The 15,067-nt window shown below is 57.1% G+C and carries 13 protein-coding genes and 2 pseudogenes; 10 read left to right on the top strand and 5 right to left on the bottom strand.

Annotated elements, in window-relative coordinates; translation table 11 throughout:
• Window positions 1-226 precede the first annotated feature (226 nt).
• On the bottom strand, window positions 227-1,249 hold the full coding sequence (locus AC19YY_RS11790) for a zinc-dependent alcohol dehydrogenase family protein (RefSeq protein ID WP_169951539.1): 1,023 nt from the start codon (window positions 1,247-1,249) through the stop codon (window positions 227-229).
• A 247-nt stretch (window positions 1,250-1,496) separates the two neighbouring features.
• Between AC19YY_RS11790 and AC19YY_RS11785 the strand changes: the two genes are divergently transcribed.
• Complete coding sequence (locus tag AC19YY_RS11785; RefSeq protein WP_262376887.1) at window positions 1,497-2,411, top strand: LysR family transcriptional regulator; 915 nt, start codon at window positions 1,497-1,499, stop codon at window positions 2,409-2,411.
• Window positions 2,412-2,564: 153 nt separating this feature from the next.
• Window positions 2,565-3,833, top strand: a complete 1,269-nt coding sequence (locus AC19YY_RS11780; protein ID WP_274129144.1) for a tyrosine-type recombinase/integrase — start codon at window positions 2,565-2,567, stop codon at window positions 3,831-3,833.
• 193 nt (window positions 3,834-4,026) lie between these two features.
• Here the strand turns inward: AC19YY_RS11780 and AC19YY_RS11775 are convergent.
• From AC19YY_RS11775 to AC19YY_RS11760, 4 genes and pseudogenes are all read right to left on the bottom strand, one after another.
• Window positions 4,027-4,273: pseudogene (locus AC19YY_RS11775) on the bottom strand (transposase); the annotation flags it as partial.
• A 66-nt stretch (window positions 4,274-4,339) separates the two neighbouring features.
• A pseudogene (locus AC19YY_RS11770) lies at window positions 4,340-4,633 on the bottom strand (alcohol dehydrogenase catalytic domain-containing protein); the annotation flags it as partial.
• Window positions 4,634-4,824: 191 nt separating this feature from the next.
• The gene (gene namA, locus AC19YY_RS11765) at window positions 4,825-5,892 is read right to left on the bottom strand and encodes an NADPH dehydrogenase NamA (protein ID WP_274129142.1); all 1,068 of its coding nucleotides are present in this window, start codon (window positions 5,890-5,892) and stop codon (window positions 4,825-4,827) included.
• A gap of 141 nt (window positions 5,893-6,033) precedes the next feature.
• Window positions 6,034-6,456, bottom strand: a complete 423-nt coding sequence (locus AC19YY_RS11760) for a winged helix-turn-helix transcriptional regulator (protein WP_153325979.1) — start codon at window positions 6,454-6,456, stop codon at window positions 6,034-6,036.
• A 235-nt stretch (window positions 6,457-6,691) separates the two neighbouring features.
• Between AC19YY_RS11760 and AC19YY_RS11755 the strand changes: the two genes are divergently transcribed.
• The 8 genes from AC19YY_RS11755 (at window position 6,692) to AC19YY_RS11720 (ending at window position 15,038) form a co-directional block, all read left to right on the top strand.
• On the top strand, window positions 6,692-7,555 hold the full coding sequence (locus AC19YY_RS11755) for an NmrA family NAD(P)-binding protein (protein WP_274129138.1): 864 nt from the start codon (window positions 6,692-6,694) through the stop codon (window positions 7,553-7,555).
• 77 nt (window positions 7,556-7,632) lie between these two features.
• Window positions 7,633-8,622, top strand: coding sequence for a zinc-dependent alcohol dehydrogenase family protein (locus AC19YY_RS11750; RefSeq protein ID WP_102879473.1), 990 nt, complete (start codon window positions 7,633-7,635; stop codon window positions 8,620-8,622).
• A 397-nt stretch (window positions 8,623-9,019) separates the two neighbouring features.
• Complete coding sequence (locus tag AC19YY_RS11745; protein ID WP_274129135.1) at window positions 9,020-10,300, top strand: ABC transporter substrate-binding protein; 1,281 nt, start codon at window positions 9,020-9,022, stop codon at window positions 10,298-10,300.
• Window positions 10,297-11,199: a branched-chain amino acid ABC transporter permease gene (locus tag AC19YY_RS11740; RefSeq protein WP_274129133.1), complete on the top strand. Its 903-nt coding sequence runs from the start codon at window positions 10,297-10,299 to the stop codon at window positions 11,197-11,199. Before AC19YY_RS11745 ends, AC19YY_RS11740 begins: the two co-directional genes overlap by 4 nt.
• Window positions 11,199-12,140, top strand: a complete 942-nt coding sequence (locus AC19YY_RS11735) for a branched-chain amino acid ABC transporter permease (protein WP_274129131.1) — start codon at window positions 11,199-11,201, stop codon at window positions 12,138-12,140. The genes AC19YY_RS11740 and AC19YY_RS11735 overlap by 1 nt, the downstream gene beginning before the upstream one ends.
• Window positions 12,137-12,877 (top strand): ABC transporter ATP-binding protein, encoded by a 741-nt coding sequence (locus AC19YY_RS11730; protein WP_308935881.1) that lies wholly within the window; start codon window positions 12,137-12,139, stop codon window positions 12,875-12,877. The genes AC19YY_RS11735 and AC19YY_RS11730 overlap by 4 nt, the downstream gene beginning before the upstream one ends.
• On the top strand, window positions 12,874-13,608 hold the full coding sequence (locus tag AC19YY_RS11725) for an ABC transporter ATP-binding protein (protein WP_274129127.1): 735 nt from the start codon (window positions 12,874-12,876) through the stop codon (window positions 13,606-13,608). Before AC19YY_RS11730 ends, AC19YY_RS11725 begins: the two co-directional genes overlap by 4 nt.
• On the top strand, window positions 13,605-15,038 hold the full coding sequence (locus AC19YY_RS11720; protein ID WP_274129125.1) for an aldehyde dehydrogenase family protein: 1,434 nt from the start codon (window positions 13,605-13,607) through the stop codon (window positions 15,036-15,038). The genes AC19YY_RS11725 and AC19YY_RS11720 overlap by 4 nt, the downstream gene beginning before the upstream one ends.
• Window positions 15,039-15,067: the final 29 nt, after the last annotated feature.

Here is a 15,067-nt window from a genome sequence, read left to right as displayed (position 1 = left end):
CTCAGCGTAAAAACCAGTGCAGATCAACAGCTTGGCACTTGTTGCGGGGCCCACGCAAAATGCCGCGGCTCTGGGATTCAGGGCGGCGGCGGCTTAAAAGGCAGGTTTTACAGGGGGGAAACGGTGACAGTCCTGGTGCCAAGGGCGTAGGTACTGTCCTTTCAAATGGCGTATTTGCCCCATGGGCAGCGTAGGCGGAATGTCCGATTACGAACATTCCCACAGATCAAACGGCTTCAACCTGCAACGCCACCCGCTCGCGACATGGGCATTCGTCCATATAGCGGTGTGCATCGACAAATTCGCTGAAGGCAAATACCCGGGTCTTGAGAGGTATCAGCAGCCCGTCGGCAGTCAATTGGTTGATCTCACGTAGCGCCCGTTGCAGCGCAGCCTGGTCCTGGGCGATGCCCAGCTCCGGCTTGCCAGTGAAGTTGCCGATGCAGTGCACAAAGAACTGGATGTTCTTCTGGAACGCGGCGCAGGCCGGGAATGGCGTCTGGTTGCCGCCTTGCAGGCCATACAACACCAGGCTGCCACGTGGCGCGAGCACATCGCCCAGCAGCGACATCTGCGGGCCACCCAGGCCGTCGAACACCACATCCACGCCGCGCCCATCGGTGAACTTGTTGATTTGCATCAGCAAGTCCTGCTCTTCGGTGACGATGACCTTTTCGGCGCCCAGGGACAGCAGGTACTCGCGCTCGTCCGGTGATTTGGTGGCCGCGATCACCCGCACCCCCAGGGCCTTGCCCAATTGCACGAACGAAGGCCCGGCACAATGGCTGGCATCGGTGACCAGGGCGAACTGCCCAGGCTTGGCCCGCGCCAGGTCGATATAGGCAAAGTAGGCAATCAACAGTGGCGTGTAATGCACGCTGGCCTGCACCGGGCTCAACACGTCCGGGTAACGGGTCAGGGCCGAACGGGGCAGCACAATCAACTCGCCATATACCGGGTAATCATTGGGGCTTTCGGCCGGGAAGCTAGCGACCTTGTCGCCCACCGCCAGGTCCTCGACGCCCTCGCCCAGCGCCACGACCACGCCGGCCATTTCATGGCCAAGACCGGAAGGCAGCCGGGCGTGGGACGACGCCAGGTTCTGGCGCCAGAGAATGTCGTACCAACTGATGCCAATCGCCTCGACACGCACCTGCACTTCGCCCGGTGCGGGCAACGTGGCTTCATGCTCTTCGCACTTGAGCACCTCGGCCGGACCAAACTTGTGAAAACGGATCGTGCGGGACATCGCAAACCTCGCCAAAGTAACCTCTAATGCCATGAACTTTATCTGGGCTTTCGGGGCAAGGCCACCGGTCGCCATTAATAGTCGTCATGTCTGTCATTGATTCCACCGCCTAGGAAAAAACACCAGGCAGCGTAGGAAATCTGAATTAGCCGGTGCAGAGTACCAGCCTTTCCCCGTAAGATTCACGCCGGCCATTGTTATCATGTGGCCGTTCACGTCAAGTTCGCTGAATCTGCCAGGACACAAGATGAACCGTAACGACCTGCGTCGTGTCGACCTGAACCTGTTGATCGTATTCGAAACCTTGATGCATGAGCGCAGTGTGACCCGCGCGGCCGAGAAATTGTTCCTCGGCCAGCCGGCCATCAGCGCTGCCTTGTCGCGCTTGCGCGGGCTGTTCGATGACCCGCTGTTTGTGCGGACCGGGCGCAGCATGGAGCCCACGGCCCGAGCAGTGGAGATTTTCGCCCTGCTGTCGCCGGCCCTGGATTCGATTTCCACCGCCGTCAGCCGCGCCGCCGAGTTCGACCCGGCCACCAGCACCGCAGTGTTTCGCATCGGCCTGTCGGACGACGTCGAGTTCGCCCTGCTGCCGCCACTGCTCAAGCGCCTGCGCGCCGAAGCGCCAGGCATCGTGCTGGTAATCCGTCGCGTCAACTACATCCTGATGCCGGGCCTGCTGGCGTCCGGGGAGATCTCCATTGGCGTCAGCTACACCGCCGACCTGCCGGCCAACGCCAAGCGCAAACTGCTGCGCCGCAGCCTGCCCAAACTGCTGCGCGCCGACAGCGTACCCGGCGCCCTGAGCCTGGACGACTTCTGCGCCCGCCCCCACGCCCTGGTCTCGTTTGCCGGCGATCTCAGCGGGTTTATTGATGAAGAGCTGGAGAAACTTGACCGCAAACGCCATGTGGTGCTCGCGGTCCCGCAATTCAACGGCCTGGGCACCCTACTGGCCGGCACCGACATCCTGGCGACCGTCCCCGACTACACCGCCGAAGCCCTGACCGCCGCCGGCGGCCTGCGCGCCGAAGACCCGCCGTTGCCGGTGCGCAGCTTTGAACTGCACATGGCGTGGCGCGGCTCCCAGGATAATGATCCGGGGGAGCGGTGGTTGCGGTCGCGGATTCAGATGTTCTTCGGGGACCCCGATAGCTTGTAATGGAGTTCCACTGTATTCCATAAAATCCTTAAATAACAACTACTTGAAGGAAAAATCAATCCACCGCCGCCTGTCTAAATCCAGTGGATTCCAGAGCTCATGGGGGCATAATTGGGGGCAAATTTCGGTTCCTTAAAAAGGATGCCCCCACCGATGCCGCCAGATATTGCTACTGCTTTCAAACGAAAACTCAGCGATGCCTTCATCCGCTCGCTGACTGAGCCCGGCAAGCACGCCGACGGCGAAGTCCCTGGCCTCTACTTGGAGGTAAGGGCGTCGAGCAGGGCCGGTAAATCCCCGTCCAAATTCTGGCGCTTGAAGTATCGGCTGCATGGTAAGGAAAACCGCTTCTCCATTGGCGCTTACCCTGACATCAGTCTGAAGGAGGCACGCGACATTGCCCGCGGCGCACGCCGCGACGTAGCCAACCACATTGCTCCCCTCAAAGCCAAGACCGCGAAGATCGAGGCACAGCTGCTCAACGAAGAGCGCACCTTCGCGTATGTGGCCAAACAATGGTTAGCATTTAAGTCTGCGGAACTGGTGCCCAAATCCATCTCGGGGTTTAGTGGCGCGCTGAATAACCACATCTTGCCCGCTATCGGCAATAAACCGGTCAGCGAGATCAAGCTGGAGCACATCACCACAATCATCACAGAGCTGCGCCGTCAGCGCATCATGGCCATGGCCCGGCGCGTACGCACCATCATCCGTTCCATTCTGGGCTTTGCCGAAGGTCGAGGCTGGGTGGAGCGCAACGTGGCGCTCAGTAACATCGAGGAGCTAAAGATTCGCCATGTCGTGACCAGCAACCCGGCGATCGAAAGGCCCGCCGACCTGGGCAGGTTTCTTCTACGTCTGGATGACTGCAACGATGGCAGCGTTGCGACCGCGATGCGCCTGCTGGTCATGTTGCCGGTCCGTCCTGGCGAGCTAGTAAAGATGCGCTGGGAAGACGTTGACCTGGTCGGCGCCGATTGGCGTTACGTGGTCAGTAAGACCAAGCACTTGGACAAGAGCAAGCACGTCGTGCCGTTACCAGAGCAAGCTCTAGTCCTGTTACGCGAGCTAAGTAAAACCCGCGTGGTGGACGAAGAAGGCAAAGGATGGGTGTTCGCCTCGCCGATTTATCCAGGTCGTCCCATTAATCCAACCTCCATGCTCAAGTCTTTTCAGCGTATCTGGCCAGATTACGACATCACTGCCCACGGCTTTCGCGCTACCTACCGGACTATTGCTCACGAGCACTTGGGTATTGACCCCATCGTGCTCGAACTGTCGTTATCCCACCGTATGCCAGGTGCGCTTGGAGCTGTGTATGCGCGCGCGCAACTGCTGGTACAGCGCCGGGAGGCGGCTCAACAATGGGCTGACTATTTAGACCATCTGCGGCACAGCGCAGCTCAAGAGAGGAAAGACTGACGAAACCGCGAAAACTATCAGAGATTTGAGCTGGAAACGACTCTCGCATCTTACGTCAGCCCCATTGAAATCTAAGGGGTTTTCCTTCTTGCCGAAGCAGGAAACGACTCAACTCTGGATTTGTTTTTGGCGTGTACCAAAGACCAAGAAGGAGAGATTCCATCGCTACGCCATTGAGTGCTGCCGACAGACGTTGGCAAAGTACGCGGCGGCCCTTTTTAATATGTCTCGCTCTTCAGTGACGCGCTTGAGTTCCGTGCGTGCAGATCATCATCCTGCTGCCGTTCTTCTTGAGGTTTGCTGTAGCGCTTTATCCAGGCATAGAGGCTATGCGTCGACACGCCAAGACGGGCCGTTACCTCAGCGACAGGCAGCTTCTTTTCGGTCACTTGATTGACTGCTTGGATTTTGAATTCTTCGGGGTGACGCGCGTTGCTCATGGCACCTCCTAATTGGCCTCAGTTTAAGGCTTGGAGGTGTCTACGAAACTAGGGGCGATTCACTGCATTGATGGTTTTAGGCTTATGACCAACGATACGCTCATCCACGCAGTGAAATTCACTGTAGCTACCAGGACGCACAGTAGAGCCTGCGTAGAAGACCTCGTCGCCGACTTTGAACAGCGTTACATCAGCGCCGATCTCACGGACTACTCCCACTGCGTCCCAACCCAGCACCTTGGGTTCAGTGGTCGCGGAGCCTGCCCTGATCTTGGTGTCGACAGGATTGACTGAGATGGCCTGCACCTCCACCAATAGATCACGCGAGCCTGGGGTTGGCCTTGGCAGATCCATGTCCATCAGCGAATTGGGGTCTTCGATTGGCAGACCATGTTGAGTGAATGCAATGCTTTCATGTTATTCCTTCAAGTCGGTAAGGAGCCGCTTCAACAAAGAAAACGACCTGGATAAGTTCGGATGGAGAAAACCCCTGAACGCTGCGTGGCGCATCAGGGGTAAATTGGATCAAACTTGTTTTACTTGTGGGCAGATCAGCTTTCGGTCATTGGTGCTGATGGCACCGGCGGTTGGCTGCGCTGCCATACCGAGCCATAACGGGTGTATTGCGGAGGAACCGGGATAGCCGTTCGCAATTCGTCTGCGGCGGTGCGGGCCCAGAAGGGGTCTCGCAGCATGTCACGGCCAACCAGAACAATGTCTGCCCGACCGTTCTGTACGATTTCTTCAGCCTGGCGGCCGCTTTCGATCAGACCGACGGCGCCTGTCATGATCCCAAGCTCACGACGCAGCAATTCAGCCGCTGGAACTTGGTAGGCAGGGAAAGCCTTTACCTTCACCATAGCGATACCGCCTGACGAACAGTCGATGAGATCTACGCCCTGCTCCTTCATCCATTTGCCGTAGATGAGGAAGTCTTCAGGTGTGTTACCGCCTTCGGTGTAGTCGGTGGACGAGATCCGGACGAACAATGGGCCTTTCCACTCGGAGCGAACGGCATCGATCACTTCACGGACGATGCGATAGCGGTTCTCATGGCTGCCACCGTATTCGTCGGTGCGATGGTTCGCGAGTGGCGAGAGAAACTCATTGAGCAGATATCCGTGGGCAGTGTGCACTTCCACTACGTCGAAGCCCGCCTCATGAGCACGGCGTGCGCCTTGTCGGAAAGCCTCTACCACCTGTTTGATTCCTGCCAGATCGAGTGCCTGCGGCACAGGTGAATCGGCAGTGAACGGGATGGCCGAAGGTGCGATGGATGGGCCTGGGACACCCAACTGACGGCCTGCATGCCCCAACTGGCAGCCTGCTTTCGCCCCAAACCGCTGAATAGTTTTGACCAGCTCGGCTAACCCTGGAACTTGGGCGTCGTCCCAGATCCCAATATCGCCAGGGCCAATCATTCCATTACTCATAATGGCAGTGGTTTCCAGAAATACGAGACCTGCGCCACCAAGGGCTCGAGCACCGTAGTGCACGGTATGGAAATCCGTGACGCATCCATCATCATCGGCTGAGTGCATGCACATTGGTGACATCGCAATCCGGTTGCGAAGTGTCAGGCCACCAATGGTTACTGGTTCAAAAAGTTTTGCGGACAAAATCAATCCTCCGAGGGTTGTTCAGGGCTAGGCTGGAGTTCTCGACCCAGTCAAATGCCCCGTTTGCAAACAAGCCTATCGGAGTGGGCAGAAACGTAAATACTGCGAAAATTTGCACATAGTACGCTTAAGTGTACTGCCCTACCCTTGCTCTTCAGCTAAGAACGGTGCATCTGATTTCAGCCCTGCAGCTTCCTCGTCCGCTCTCATCTGCGCAGCTGTGGTCATACCCCGACGTTTCAACCAGGCATCTCCCCAACCGCATAATCCCAAGATGAAAGGCTCAAGGCTCCGACCTTCGTCGCTGAGCGAGTATTCAACTTTAGGTGGTACCACTGGGTAGACCTTGCGCACCACAAGTCCATCCTCCTCCATATCCCGAAGCTGCTTGATCAACAACCTCGGCGGTACGCCGGTAAGGCGCCGTTGTAGCTCATTGAATCGATGCGTGCCATCGAGCAGCAGGTGGTAAAGGATGACCCCCTTCCACTTGCCGCCCATTATGTGAAGCGCGGCTTCGATGGAACACCCCGGTGCGCCGTCGTAGTTCCTAAGCTTGGTCATACATCATCCTCAGTTGGGTAGTACGCTTATTGGCACTACGTGCAAATAAATGCCATATACGCGGCGATGATCATGACTTTAACATGCGCATGTCGAGTGAGCGCAATGGCCCGCCTCGCTTCGCAAACGACCAAAAATGATGGGCGAATACACGCTGCAGGTCGGCGGCAGTGAGCGGCCGACCAAGGTTTTTTCTCGTTGGTATTCATGTTGGTATTCATGATTGGGGGTGCAAATGTTTGCAGTTATGGGTGTAACTGGCCAAGTTGGCAGAGCTGTTGCCAACGCATTGCTGGATGCCGGGGAGCAGGTCAGAGTGATCGTCCGGGATTCTGCCAAAGGTGCGGTATGGGCTGATCGCGGGTGTGAAGTCGCCGTCACGGATAATCGCAATATACCGGCCATGACACGGGCGCTGACTGGTGTGGACGGAGCATTCATCCTGATGCCACCCAACTATGACCCCTCACCTGGTTTCACGGATACCGTCGAGGCAAACCGCTCGGTGCGTGAAGCCCTGGATAAGGCAAAACCGGCGAAAGTCGTCGTGTTGTCTACGGTAGGCGCCCACGTCGAGCGCGAGAACCTGCTCAACAATTTGAAGATGTCCGAAGAGAGCTTTCGGACCTTGAACCTGCCAATCACCTTTGTGCGTGCGGCATGGTTTATGGAGAACTCATCCTGGGACTTGAGCGACGCCCGCGTCGGCAACATCAACAGTTTTCTCCAGCCTGCCGACCACCCCATTCCCATGATTGCTATCCGCGACATTGGCACCACGGTTTCGCAACTGCTGCATGAGGAGTGGGACGGGGCAAGGTTTGTGGAACTGGAGGGCCCATCACGTTATTCCGCTAAGGACATCGAAAACGCCCTCTCACTCGCATTCGGTCATCGAGTAACAACCAACGTTATACCTCGCTCCGAATGGGAGCCACTTTTCCGATCCCAAGGGGCTACCAATCCCCTTCCCCGCATTCAAATGATCAATGGTTTCAATGAAGGGTGGATTGATTTCGAAGGCGGCGGTATCGAGATGCGCAAAGGTTCGACAACGTTGAACGAAGCCATCTCGCAATTGGTTGCAGAGCGGGCGTAATAGCCGGCGCAACCCTTCAGGCCGGCGCATACGTCCAGAGCGAGTATGTGTCCGCCCTTTATCTTGAGGAATTCATTATGTCCAAAGTCGTCCGCTTCCACCGTATCGGCGGCCCAGAAGTGCTTCAGATTGATGACGTTGATGTGCGTAGCCCAAACGCCGGAGAGGTTCGTATCAAGGTTAAGGCTCTTGGCCTCAATCGAGCAGAAGCGATGTATCGGCTCGGCCAGTACACCTTTACCCCTGAGATGCCCGCCACTCTCGGTTACGAAGCAGCCGGTACAATCGAGAGCGTTGGGCCTGGTGTCACCGAGTATGCTGTGGGCGATGAGGTGAATGTAATCCCCGCTTTCTCGTTCGCAGACTACGGCATGTACGGCGAACTCGCTGTTGCCCCGGTGCACGCTTTAGTTCGTCAGCCAGCAGGAATGACATCCGTAGAAGCCGCCGGTACTTGGATGCAGTTCGTTACCGCATACGGTGCTCTGGTTGATATCGGGAATCTGCAGAAGGGTGACACCGTTCTGATTCGCGCAGCGTCGAGCAGCGTAGGGTTGGCGGCCATCCAGATTGCAAACATTCTGGGGGCAGTTCCGGTCGCGCTAACCCGCACCAGTGAAAAGCGCCAAGCCTTGTTGGACGCGGGAGCCGCCCACGTTATTGCGACACAGGAACAGGATCTCGTCTCCGAAGTGAACCGGATCACCGCGGGCGCAGGTGCCCGCATGGCGTTTGACCCAGTGGGCGGACCAGAGGTAGCCAATGTCCTGCGAGCACTCTCCTACCTCGGAATTTTCTTCCAGTACGGAGCGCTCGATACAGCAGACATGAGCATCCCTGTGATGGAAGTGCTTGGCAAAGATCTGACCATTCGTGGATACCAGTTGTTTGAAATCACTCAAGACCCCGAACGTCTGGACGGCGCTAAAGCATTCATCACCAAGGGCCTGCAATCCGGCTCGCTGCGTCCATTGATAGCAAAGGTCTTCCCGCTTGCTCAAATCGTCGACGCCCACCGGTTCATGGAGTCGAACGCACAAATTGGCAAGATAGCTATCGAGATCTAAGATCTATTCTTCCGCGTCTGGTGGCTTCGTCGCCAGCGCAGTTTGAATGGTGAATAGCACCATATCGGTGTCACTAAAGCCGGACGGGGACTTTAAGCCGGCATTAATTGCTCATGAATGCCTTAGCCCTCACATGTGTTTAACCTGACTTTCTAAGCAAGATCCCATCCTATCCCAAAGCCGTCAAACTATCCTGAGACCCCAATAGGCGCTGGGAGCCGCATGTGCGCTATGCCGCGACGCGTTTTGTTTTGCTAAACACCCTCTTACCAAATTGCAAATTCCGTAAACGGCCTCCCCGGCGCATCCTCGGCACACAGCTTCATAAAAACAACAAAAGCCGATCGAGATACCTCCTATGTCCCCATCCAGACTCAAGTTGATGTGCGTGCGGATCATGACCAGTGCGGTTGTGGGTCTTTCTACGCTACCTGCGTACGCCGAAGGCGATAAGCCTGACTCCGTCAAAATCGGCATCACGACATTTATGTCCGGCTCCGCCTCAGTCTTTGGCATGCCGGCTAAGGCTGCAGCCGAGCTATATATAGAAGAACTCAACGCAGCCGGCGGTATTGATGGCGTCAAGGTAGATCCTGTCTACGTTGACGAGGGCGTAGGGGGTGATCGGCTTTTATCTGAATACCGCCGGGTCGTGCAGGAACAGGGTGCGAAGGTGATGATCGCCTCGATCTCCAGCGGTAACTGCAACACACTCGCCCCCGTTGCTGAAGACCTTAAAATCGTGAACATTCTTTGGGACTGTGGGACAGAGAAAGCACTCGAAGGCCACTCTTACAAATATGTCTTCCGCACCCAAGCAAACGCAGTCACCGAAATGGTTGCCAGCGTCCTTTACTTGCTCAAGGTCAATCCTGATTTCAAAACCATCGCAGTCGTAAACCAGGATTACGCATGGGGCCGAGACTCATGGGAAATCTTCAGTGCTGTACTGAAGCAACTCAAACCAGACGTAAAGGTCGTTGCTGAGCTGTTCCCCAAATTCGGAGCTTCTGACTTTTCTGCCGAGGTCAGCCGGCTGCAGGTCTTGCGCCCAGACGTCGTGCTCACCACCTCGTGGGGGGGCGACCTGGATACCTTCGTGCGCCAGGCTAGCCAGCGAGGGCTGCTGAAGACCTCTAAGTTTTTCCTGGCCTTGGGCGAAACGTCACTTGAGCGCCTCGGCAATACGCTGCCTGATGGCGTGCTGATTGGTGCGCGCGGCGACCATTACTTCTTGAATCCCCAATACGCCAAGGATGCCCGGCATCAGGCATTCGTCGCCAAATACCACGAGCGTACGGGCACCTACCCGATCTACTCGGTGTACCACATGGTGCAGGCGCTCGATGGCATGAAGGCGGCCTACCTGAAAGCGATCCAGGCCAACGGCGGCAAATGGCCCAATGAGGAGCAGTTGGCCGACGCATTCAAGGGGCTCGAATTTCGAGGCCTGACCAGTCAGATCCGCATACGCCCAGAAGACGGTCAAGGCCTGGAATCCCAGCTCTTTGGCATCACCACCTCAAGCCCCGACTACAAATTCAAAGTGTTGAAGGACATCGTGATCGTCCCTGCCGACAAGATCACGACGCCGCCGGGTGAAAAGTCCCCTGAGTGGGTCAAGACCGTGACGCCAGCGTTGCTTGATCAGGTTCAACCTGTGAGCGCCTTGCAATGAGCCGGGACATTTTCATCCTGGCCATGCTGGACGGCATGTCTTACGCCGGATTGCTGTTTCTGGTTGCACTGGGGTTGACCTTCATCTTTGGCGTAGTGCGCATCCTTAATGTGGCACACGGAAGCCTCTACGCGTTCGGTGGCTACGGTGCAGCGTCTTTGGGGCTATGGCTTGGGCAGGGGTCGGAATCTGCGGTGGCATCCGTACTGCTGCTGGTCACAGGCGCTATCGCGGTGGGGATCGTACTGGGTACGGTGCTGATGCTTTTGCTCAGGCAGTTCCAGGATCGCGACCCGATTCTCCAGCTCCTGGTGACCTTTGGCGCCTTCATGATCTTTGAAGATCTGCAGAGGATGATCTGGGGGACGCAGCCTTACTTCGTAGCTGACGTGGTCAACCAGATGGGCACATCTGAACTGCTGGGCGTGGTGTACATGAACTACCAGTTGCTCTTCGTCCCAGGCGCGGCGCTGGCGGTCTACTTCCTTCTCAAGTGGTTCCTGAACAGCACCCTGATGGGACGGCAGATCATTGCCGTCACCCATGACCGAGAAGTGGCGACAGCCCTTGGCATCAATGCTCGGCGCATCGCCTATCTGACCTTTGTCGTCGGCGCAGTGCTGGGGGCCTTGGGCGGAGCACTGGCTTCACCCACCACGTCACTGGTGCCAGGCATCGGCGCGGACATGATCGTACTGTCGTTCGCAGTCGTCGCAAGTGCCGGTCTGGGTCAAATAACGGGGGCACTGATCACCGCCCTGCTGATTGGGTTATCACGTTCTTTCTGCGTGTACCTTGCCCCCGAATTTGAAGTCGTCATGCCCTACCTGATCATGGTTCTGGTGTTGCTCGCGAGGCCTCAAGGCCTGTTCACGGTCGTTCAGGCGAGGAAAATTTGATGCGCTCTCTCCTACTCAATACTGCAGCGGTCGTTGTAATCATTGGCCTGGCAATGGCATTCCCTTGGCTCAAGCTTCCCCTGATTTTGTCGCTGTGCTACGGCTTGGCCGCGTTGGGCATTGTCGTTCTGCTCAAAGCCGGTCAGATATCGTTCGGTCACGCCATGTACGCCTGCATCTCTGGATACGTGGTGGCCTTTGTCGGGCATCGCTTCCCAGGCATGGACGGGGTCTTGCTAATCGCGCTTGGCACCTTGGCGAGTGTGGTCGCGGGGATGCTCATTGGTGCGTTTGTTGTTCGCTACCGGGAGATCTTCTTCGGCATGCTTAACCTTGCCATCTCAATGGTGCTGTTCACCGTCCTTGGCAAGTTCTACGCGGTCACAGGCGGCACTGATGGATTGCGGATCAACCGCCCGACACTGCTGGGGTTTGAACTGACCCGTGACCCATTCGAGATTGCCTTGTTGGTACTGGTCGTTGCGATCTCACTTGCGGCTATCTGGGGGGTACAGCGCTACTTTTTGTCCAGCAGTGGACAAGCCCTAGCCGCCATCAAGACCAATGAAACCCGCCTGGAATACCTCGGGGTTTCGGCCAAGAAGGTGCTTTGGAAAGGGTACGTTCTGTCGGCCTCGCTGTGTGGCCTGTCCGGGTCGTTGTTTGGCCTCTCTCAAGGTCTGGTCACACCCGAGATGGGCTACTGGCTTCGGTCTGGTGAGTTCGTCTTCATCGCCATCCTGGGAGGTGCCGGTCACGCAGTCGGCGCATTCGTCGGGGCGATCCTTTACGAGTTTTTGAAGATGTATGCAGCCGCGTTGGTCAGTGGTTCCTGGCAGCTCGTGTTGGGCGCCATCCTGATCGTGATTATCTACTTCCTGCCCAAAGGCATTACCGGTCTGATGAATCGTCGTAAACGCCTCATTGGAGGTGCAGCATGACAGCGCTTTTGCAGACTCACGACTTGACGCTGGCCTTTGGCGGACTGGTGGTGGCAAACGGCATCAACTTCAGCCTGGAACAGGGCGAGCGCCTGGCAGTGATCGGCCAGAACGGTGCGGGCAAAACGACATTCATCAACATCTGCAGTGGGCTGCTCAAGCCTCGCAAAGGTCGGGTCATCTTCGCCGGCCGTGACATTACCGCCCAGTCACCGCGAAAAATCGTCAGACAGGGCATGGCAAGGTCTTTCCAGCTTCCCCAGTTGTTCCTTGAACATACCGTGCGCGAATGCCTGCAACTGTCCGCAGTCGCGCGTGCTGAGAGTTTGTCTTCTTGGAGTTCGCTGGCAGGCGGCAGCAATGCAGTAGAAATCGATCGGATGCTTGATCTGATCAGCCTGCGCGATCGGCAGCATGAGCTGTGCATCAACCTTCCTGAAGGCCAGCGCAAGCTGCTGGATGTGGGCATGTCGCTCTTGCTTCAGCCCAAATTGCTGATCCTCGATGAGCCCACCAGTGGCGTGTCGACAGAAGAGAAGCATGGCGTGATGGAGATTCTCATGCGTGCACTGGACGACCAGAAGGTCACCGCAATCTTCGTCGAACACGACGTCGATATCGTTAAGCGTTACGCGACCCGCGTGGCCGCCTGGATCAGTGGAGCGATCGCTGCTGACGGTAGTCCTGCCAGTGTCCTGAGCAATCCGCTCATCCAGCGTGAGGTGCTTGGCGAATGAAAAACGACATCTTGATCCACCTTGCCAACGTCAGCGCCGACATCGTCCGAGTACCTATTCTCAGAGGCGTAAACGCTGATCTGAATAAAGGAAACATCATCGCGGTGGTAGGCCGAAATGGCGCGGGCAAAACGACCCTGCTGCGTACGATCATGGGCCTCATCAGGCCCAAGGAAGGGCAAATCCTGTTCGAAGGCGCTGACCTTGCGCGTGTGCCAGCTCATGGCCGCGCACGCCTGGGTATTGGTTACGCGCCCCAGGAGCGCGTGATGTTCCCGACCCTTTCAATTGAAGAAAACCTTCGCCTGCCTTGCCAGGTCGCGGGCATGAACAAACGTGAGGTTGATGAACGACTGGCGATGACGCTTGAGGTCGTGGCTCAGCTCAAACCCATGCTGAACCGCTCTGGCGCAGCCTTATCGGGTGGCCAAGGCAAAATGGCCGCCCTTGGACGAGCGCTTATGATCGGTAGCAAGCTGATCTTGCTGGATGAGCCATTTCAAGGTCTGGCACCTGCCTTGGCGACTGAGTACAGCAACGCCCTCAAACAGCTCCAGCAGCGCGTTCCAGACCTCTGCATCGTCGTGACCGAATCCAATGGCAGCCTGCTAAAGGATGTTCCTGACCACGTGTTGCACATCGAGCGGGGGGAACTGTCATCTGTCCTCAATACCAGCCGCGAAACTGGTTCCGACTCAATTAACCATTTGCCAATGGAGGCACAATCATGAGCACGCTTTACATCGACGGCCGCAAAGTCCCTGCTACTGGCGGGCAGAGCATTCCTGTCTACTCACCTGTCACTGGCGAGGTGTATGCCGAAATCGCCCGGGGCATGCCTGAAGACATCGACTTGGCAGTAAAGGCCGCGCGCAGTGCAGTCAATGGCGACTGGGGTCGGATGAGCGCTACCGAGCGAGGCCGCATATTGGTTCGTATCGGCAACGGCGTGCTGGCGAACATTGAGGAACTGGCAGAGATCGAAGCCAAGGACACGGGCAAACCTATTGCCCTGGCCCGCAAGGATATCGAGGCGCTTGCACGCTACTTTGAGTTCTACGGTGGTGCAGCCGATAAAGTCCATGGCGAGGTAATTCCGTACCTGTCTGGCTACACGGTCAGCGTGGTCAGAGAAGCCTGTGGTGTGGTGGGTCACATCATCCCCTGGAACTACCCGGCTCAGATGCTCGGGCGTACGATTGCGCCTGCGTTGGCCATGGGCAACGCATCGATCGTCAAGCCAGCAGAAGATGCATGCATGACGTCGCTTCGCTTCGCCGAGATTGCCGCAGAGGCCGGTCTGCCTGCTGGTGCGCTGAATATCGTGACCGGCTATGGTCGCGAAGCGGGCGCCGCGCTGGCGGGTCACCCAGGCATCAACCTGATCACCTTCACCGGCTCTCCTGATGTCGGAGTCGCCATTCAAACCGCTGCTGCCGTCAACCACGTCAAATGCGTGCTGGAGCTGGGTGGTAAATGCCCTCAGGTGGTGTTTGCAGATGCCGACCTCGACAAGGCAGTGCCTGTGATCGTGGGAGCGATCATCCAGAACGCAGGCCAGACCTGCTCTGCTGGTAGCCGTGTCCTCATTCAAAAAGAGGTCTACGAGGACGTCATCACACGCGTAGCTGCCAAGTTCCGTGAAGTACGTGTCGGACTGCCTGAGACCTCGCCAGACTGCGGCCCAATCATCACCAAAGCTCAATTTGGCCGGGTCAACCAATTCATCCAGGAGTGCAAGGACTCCGATCTGCCAGTGATCGCAGAAGGTGCCATGGACAACGATCTGCCCAAAGGCGGCTACTACGTGCGTCCGACTCTGTTCGGCCCTGTTCCACGCGACCACAAACTGGCGCGTGAAGAAGTGTTCGGCCCTGTGCTCGCGGCGTTGTCATTTGATGACGAAGACGATGCTGTGGCCCTGGCCAACGGCACTGACTATGGCCTGGTTGCATCGATCTGGAGCGAAAACGGTGCACGTCAGCAGCGCATGGCCAAACGCCTGGAAGGCGGGCAAGTGTTTATCAATTGCTATGGAGCAGGCGGCGGTGTCGAGCTGCCATTCGGCGGTATCCGCAAAAGCGGGCACGGGCGTGAAAAAGGCCTCCTCGCCCTGGATGAATTCAGCATCACCAAGACCGTGGTCAGTCACCACGGCTAAGCCTGTATCGAACAATCAGATTCTTAATG

This window comes from Pseudomonas sp. MF09156 (assembly GCF_059862305.1).
The sequence above is the reverse complement of the archived record's forward strand: the minus strand, read 5'-3'. Positions and strand labels throughout refer to the sequence as shown.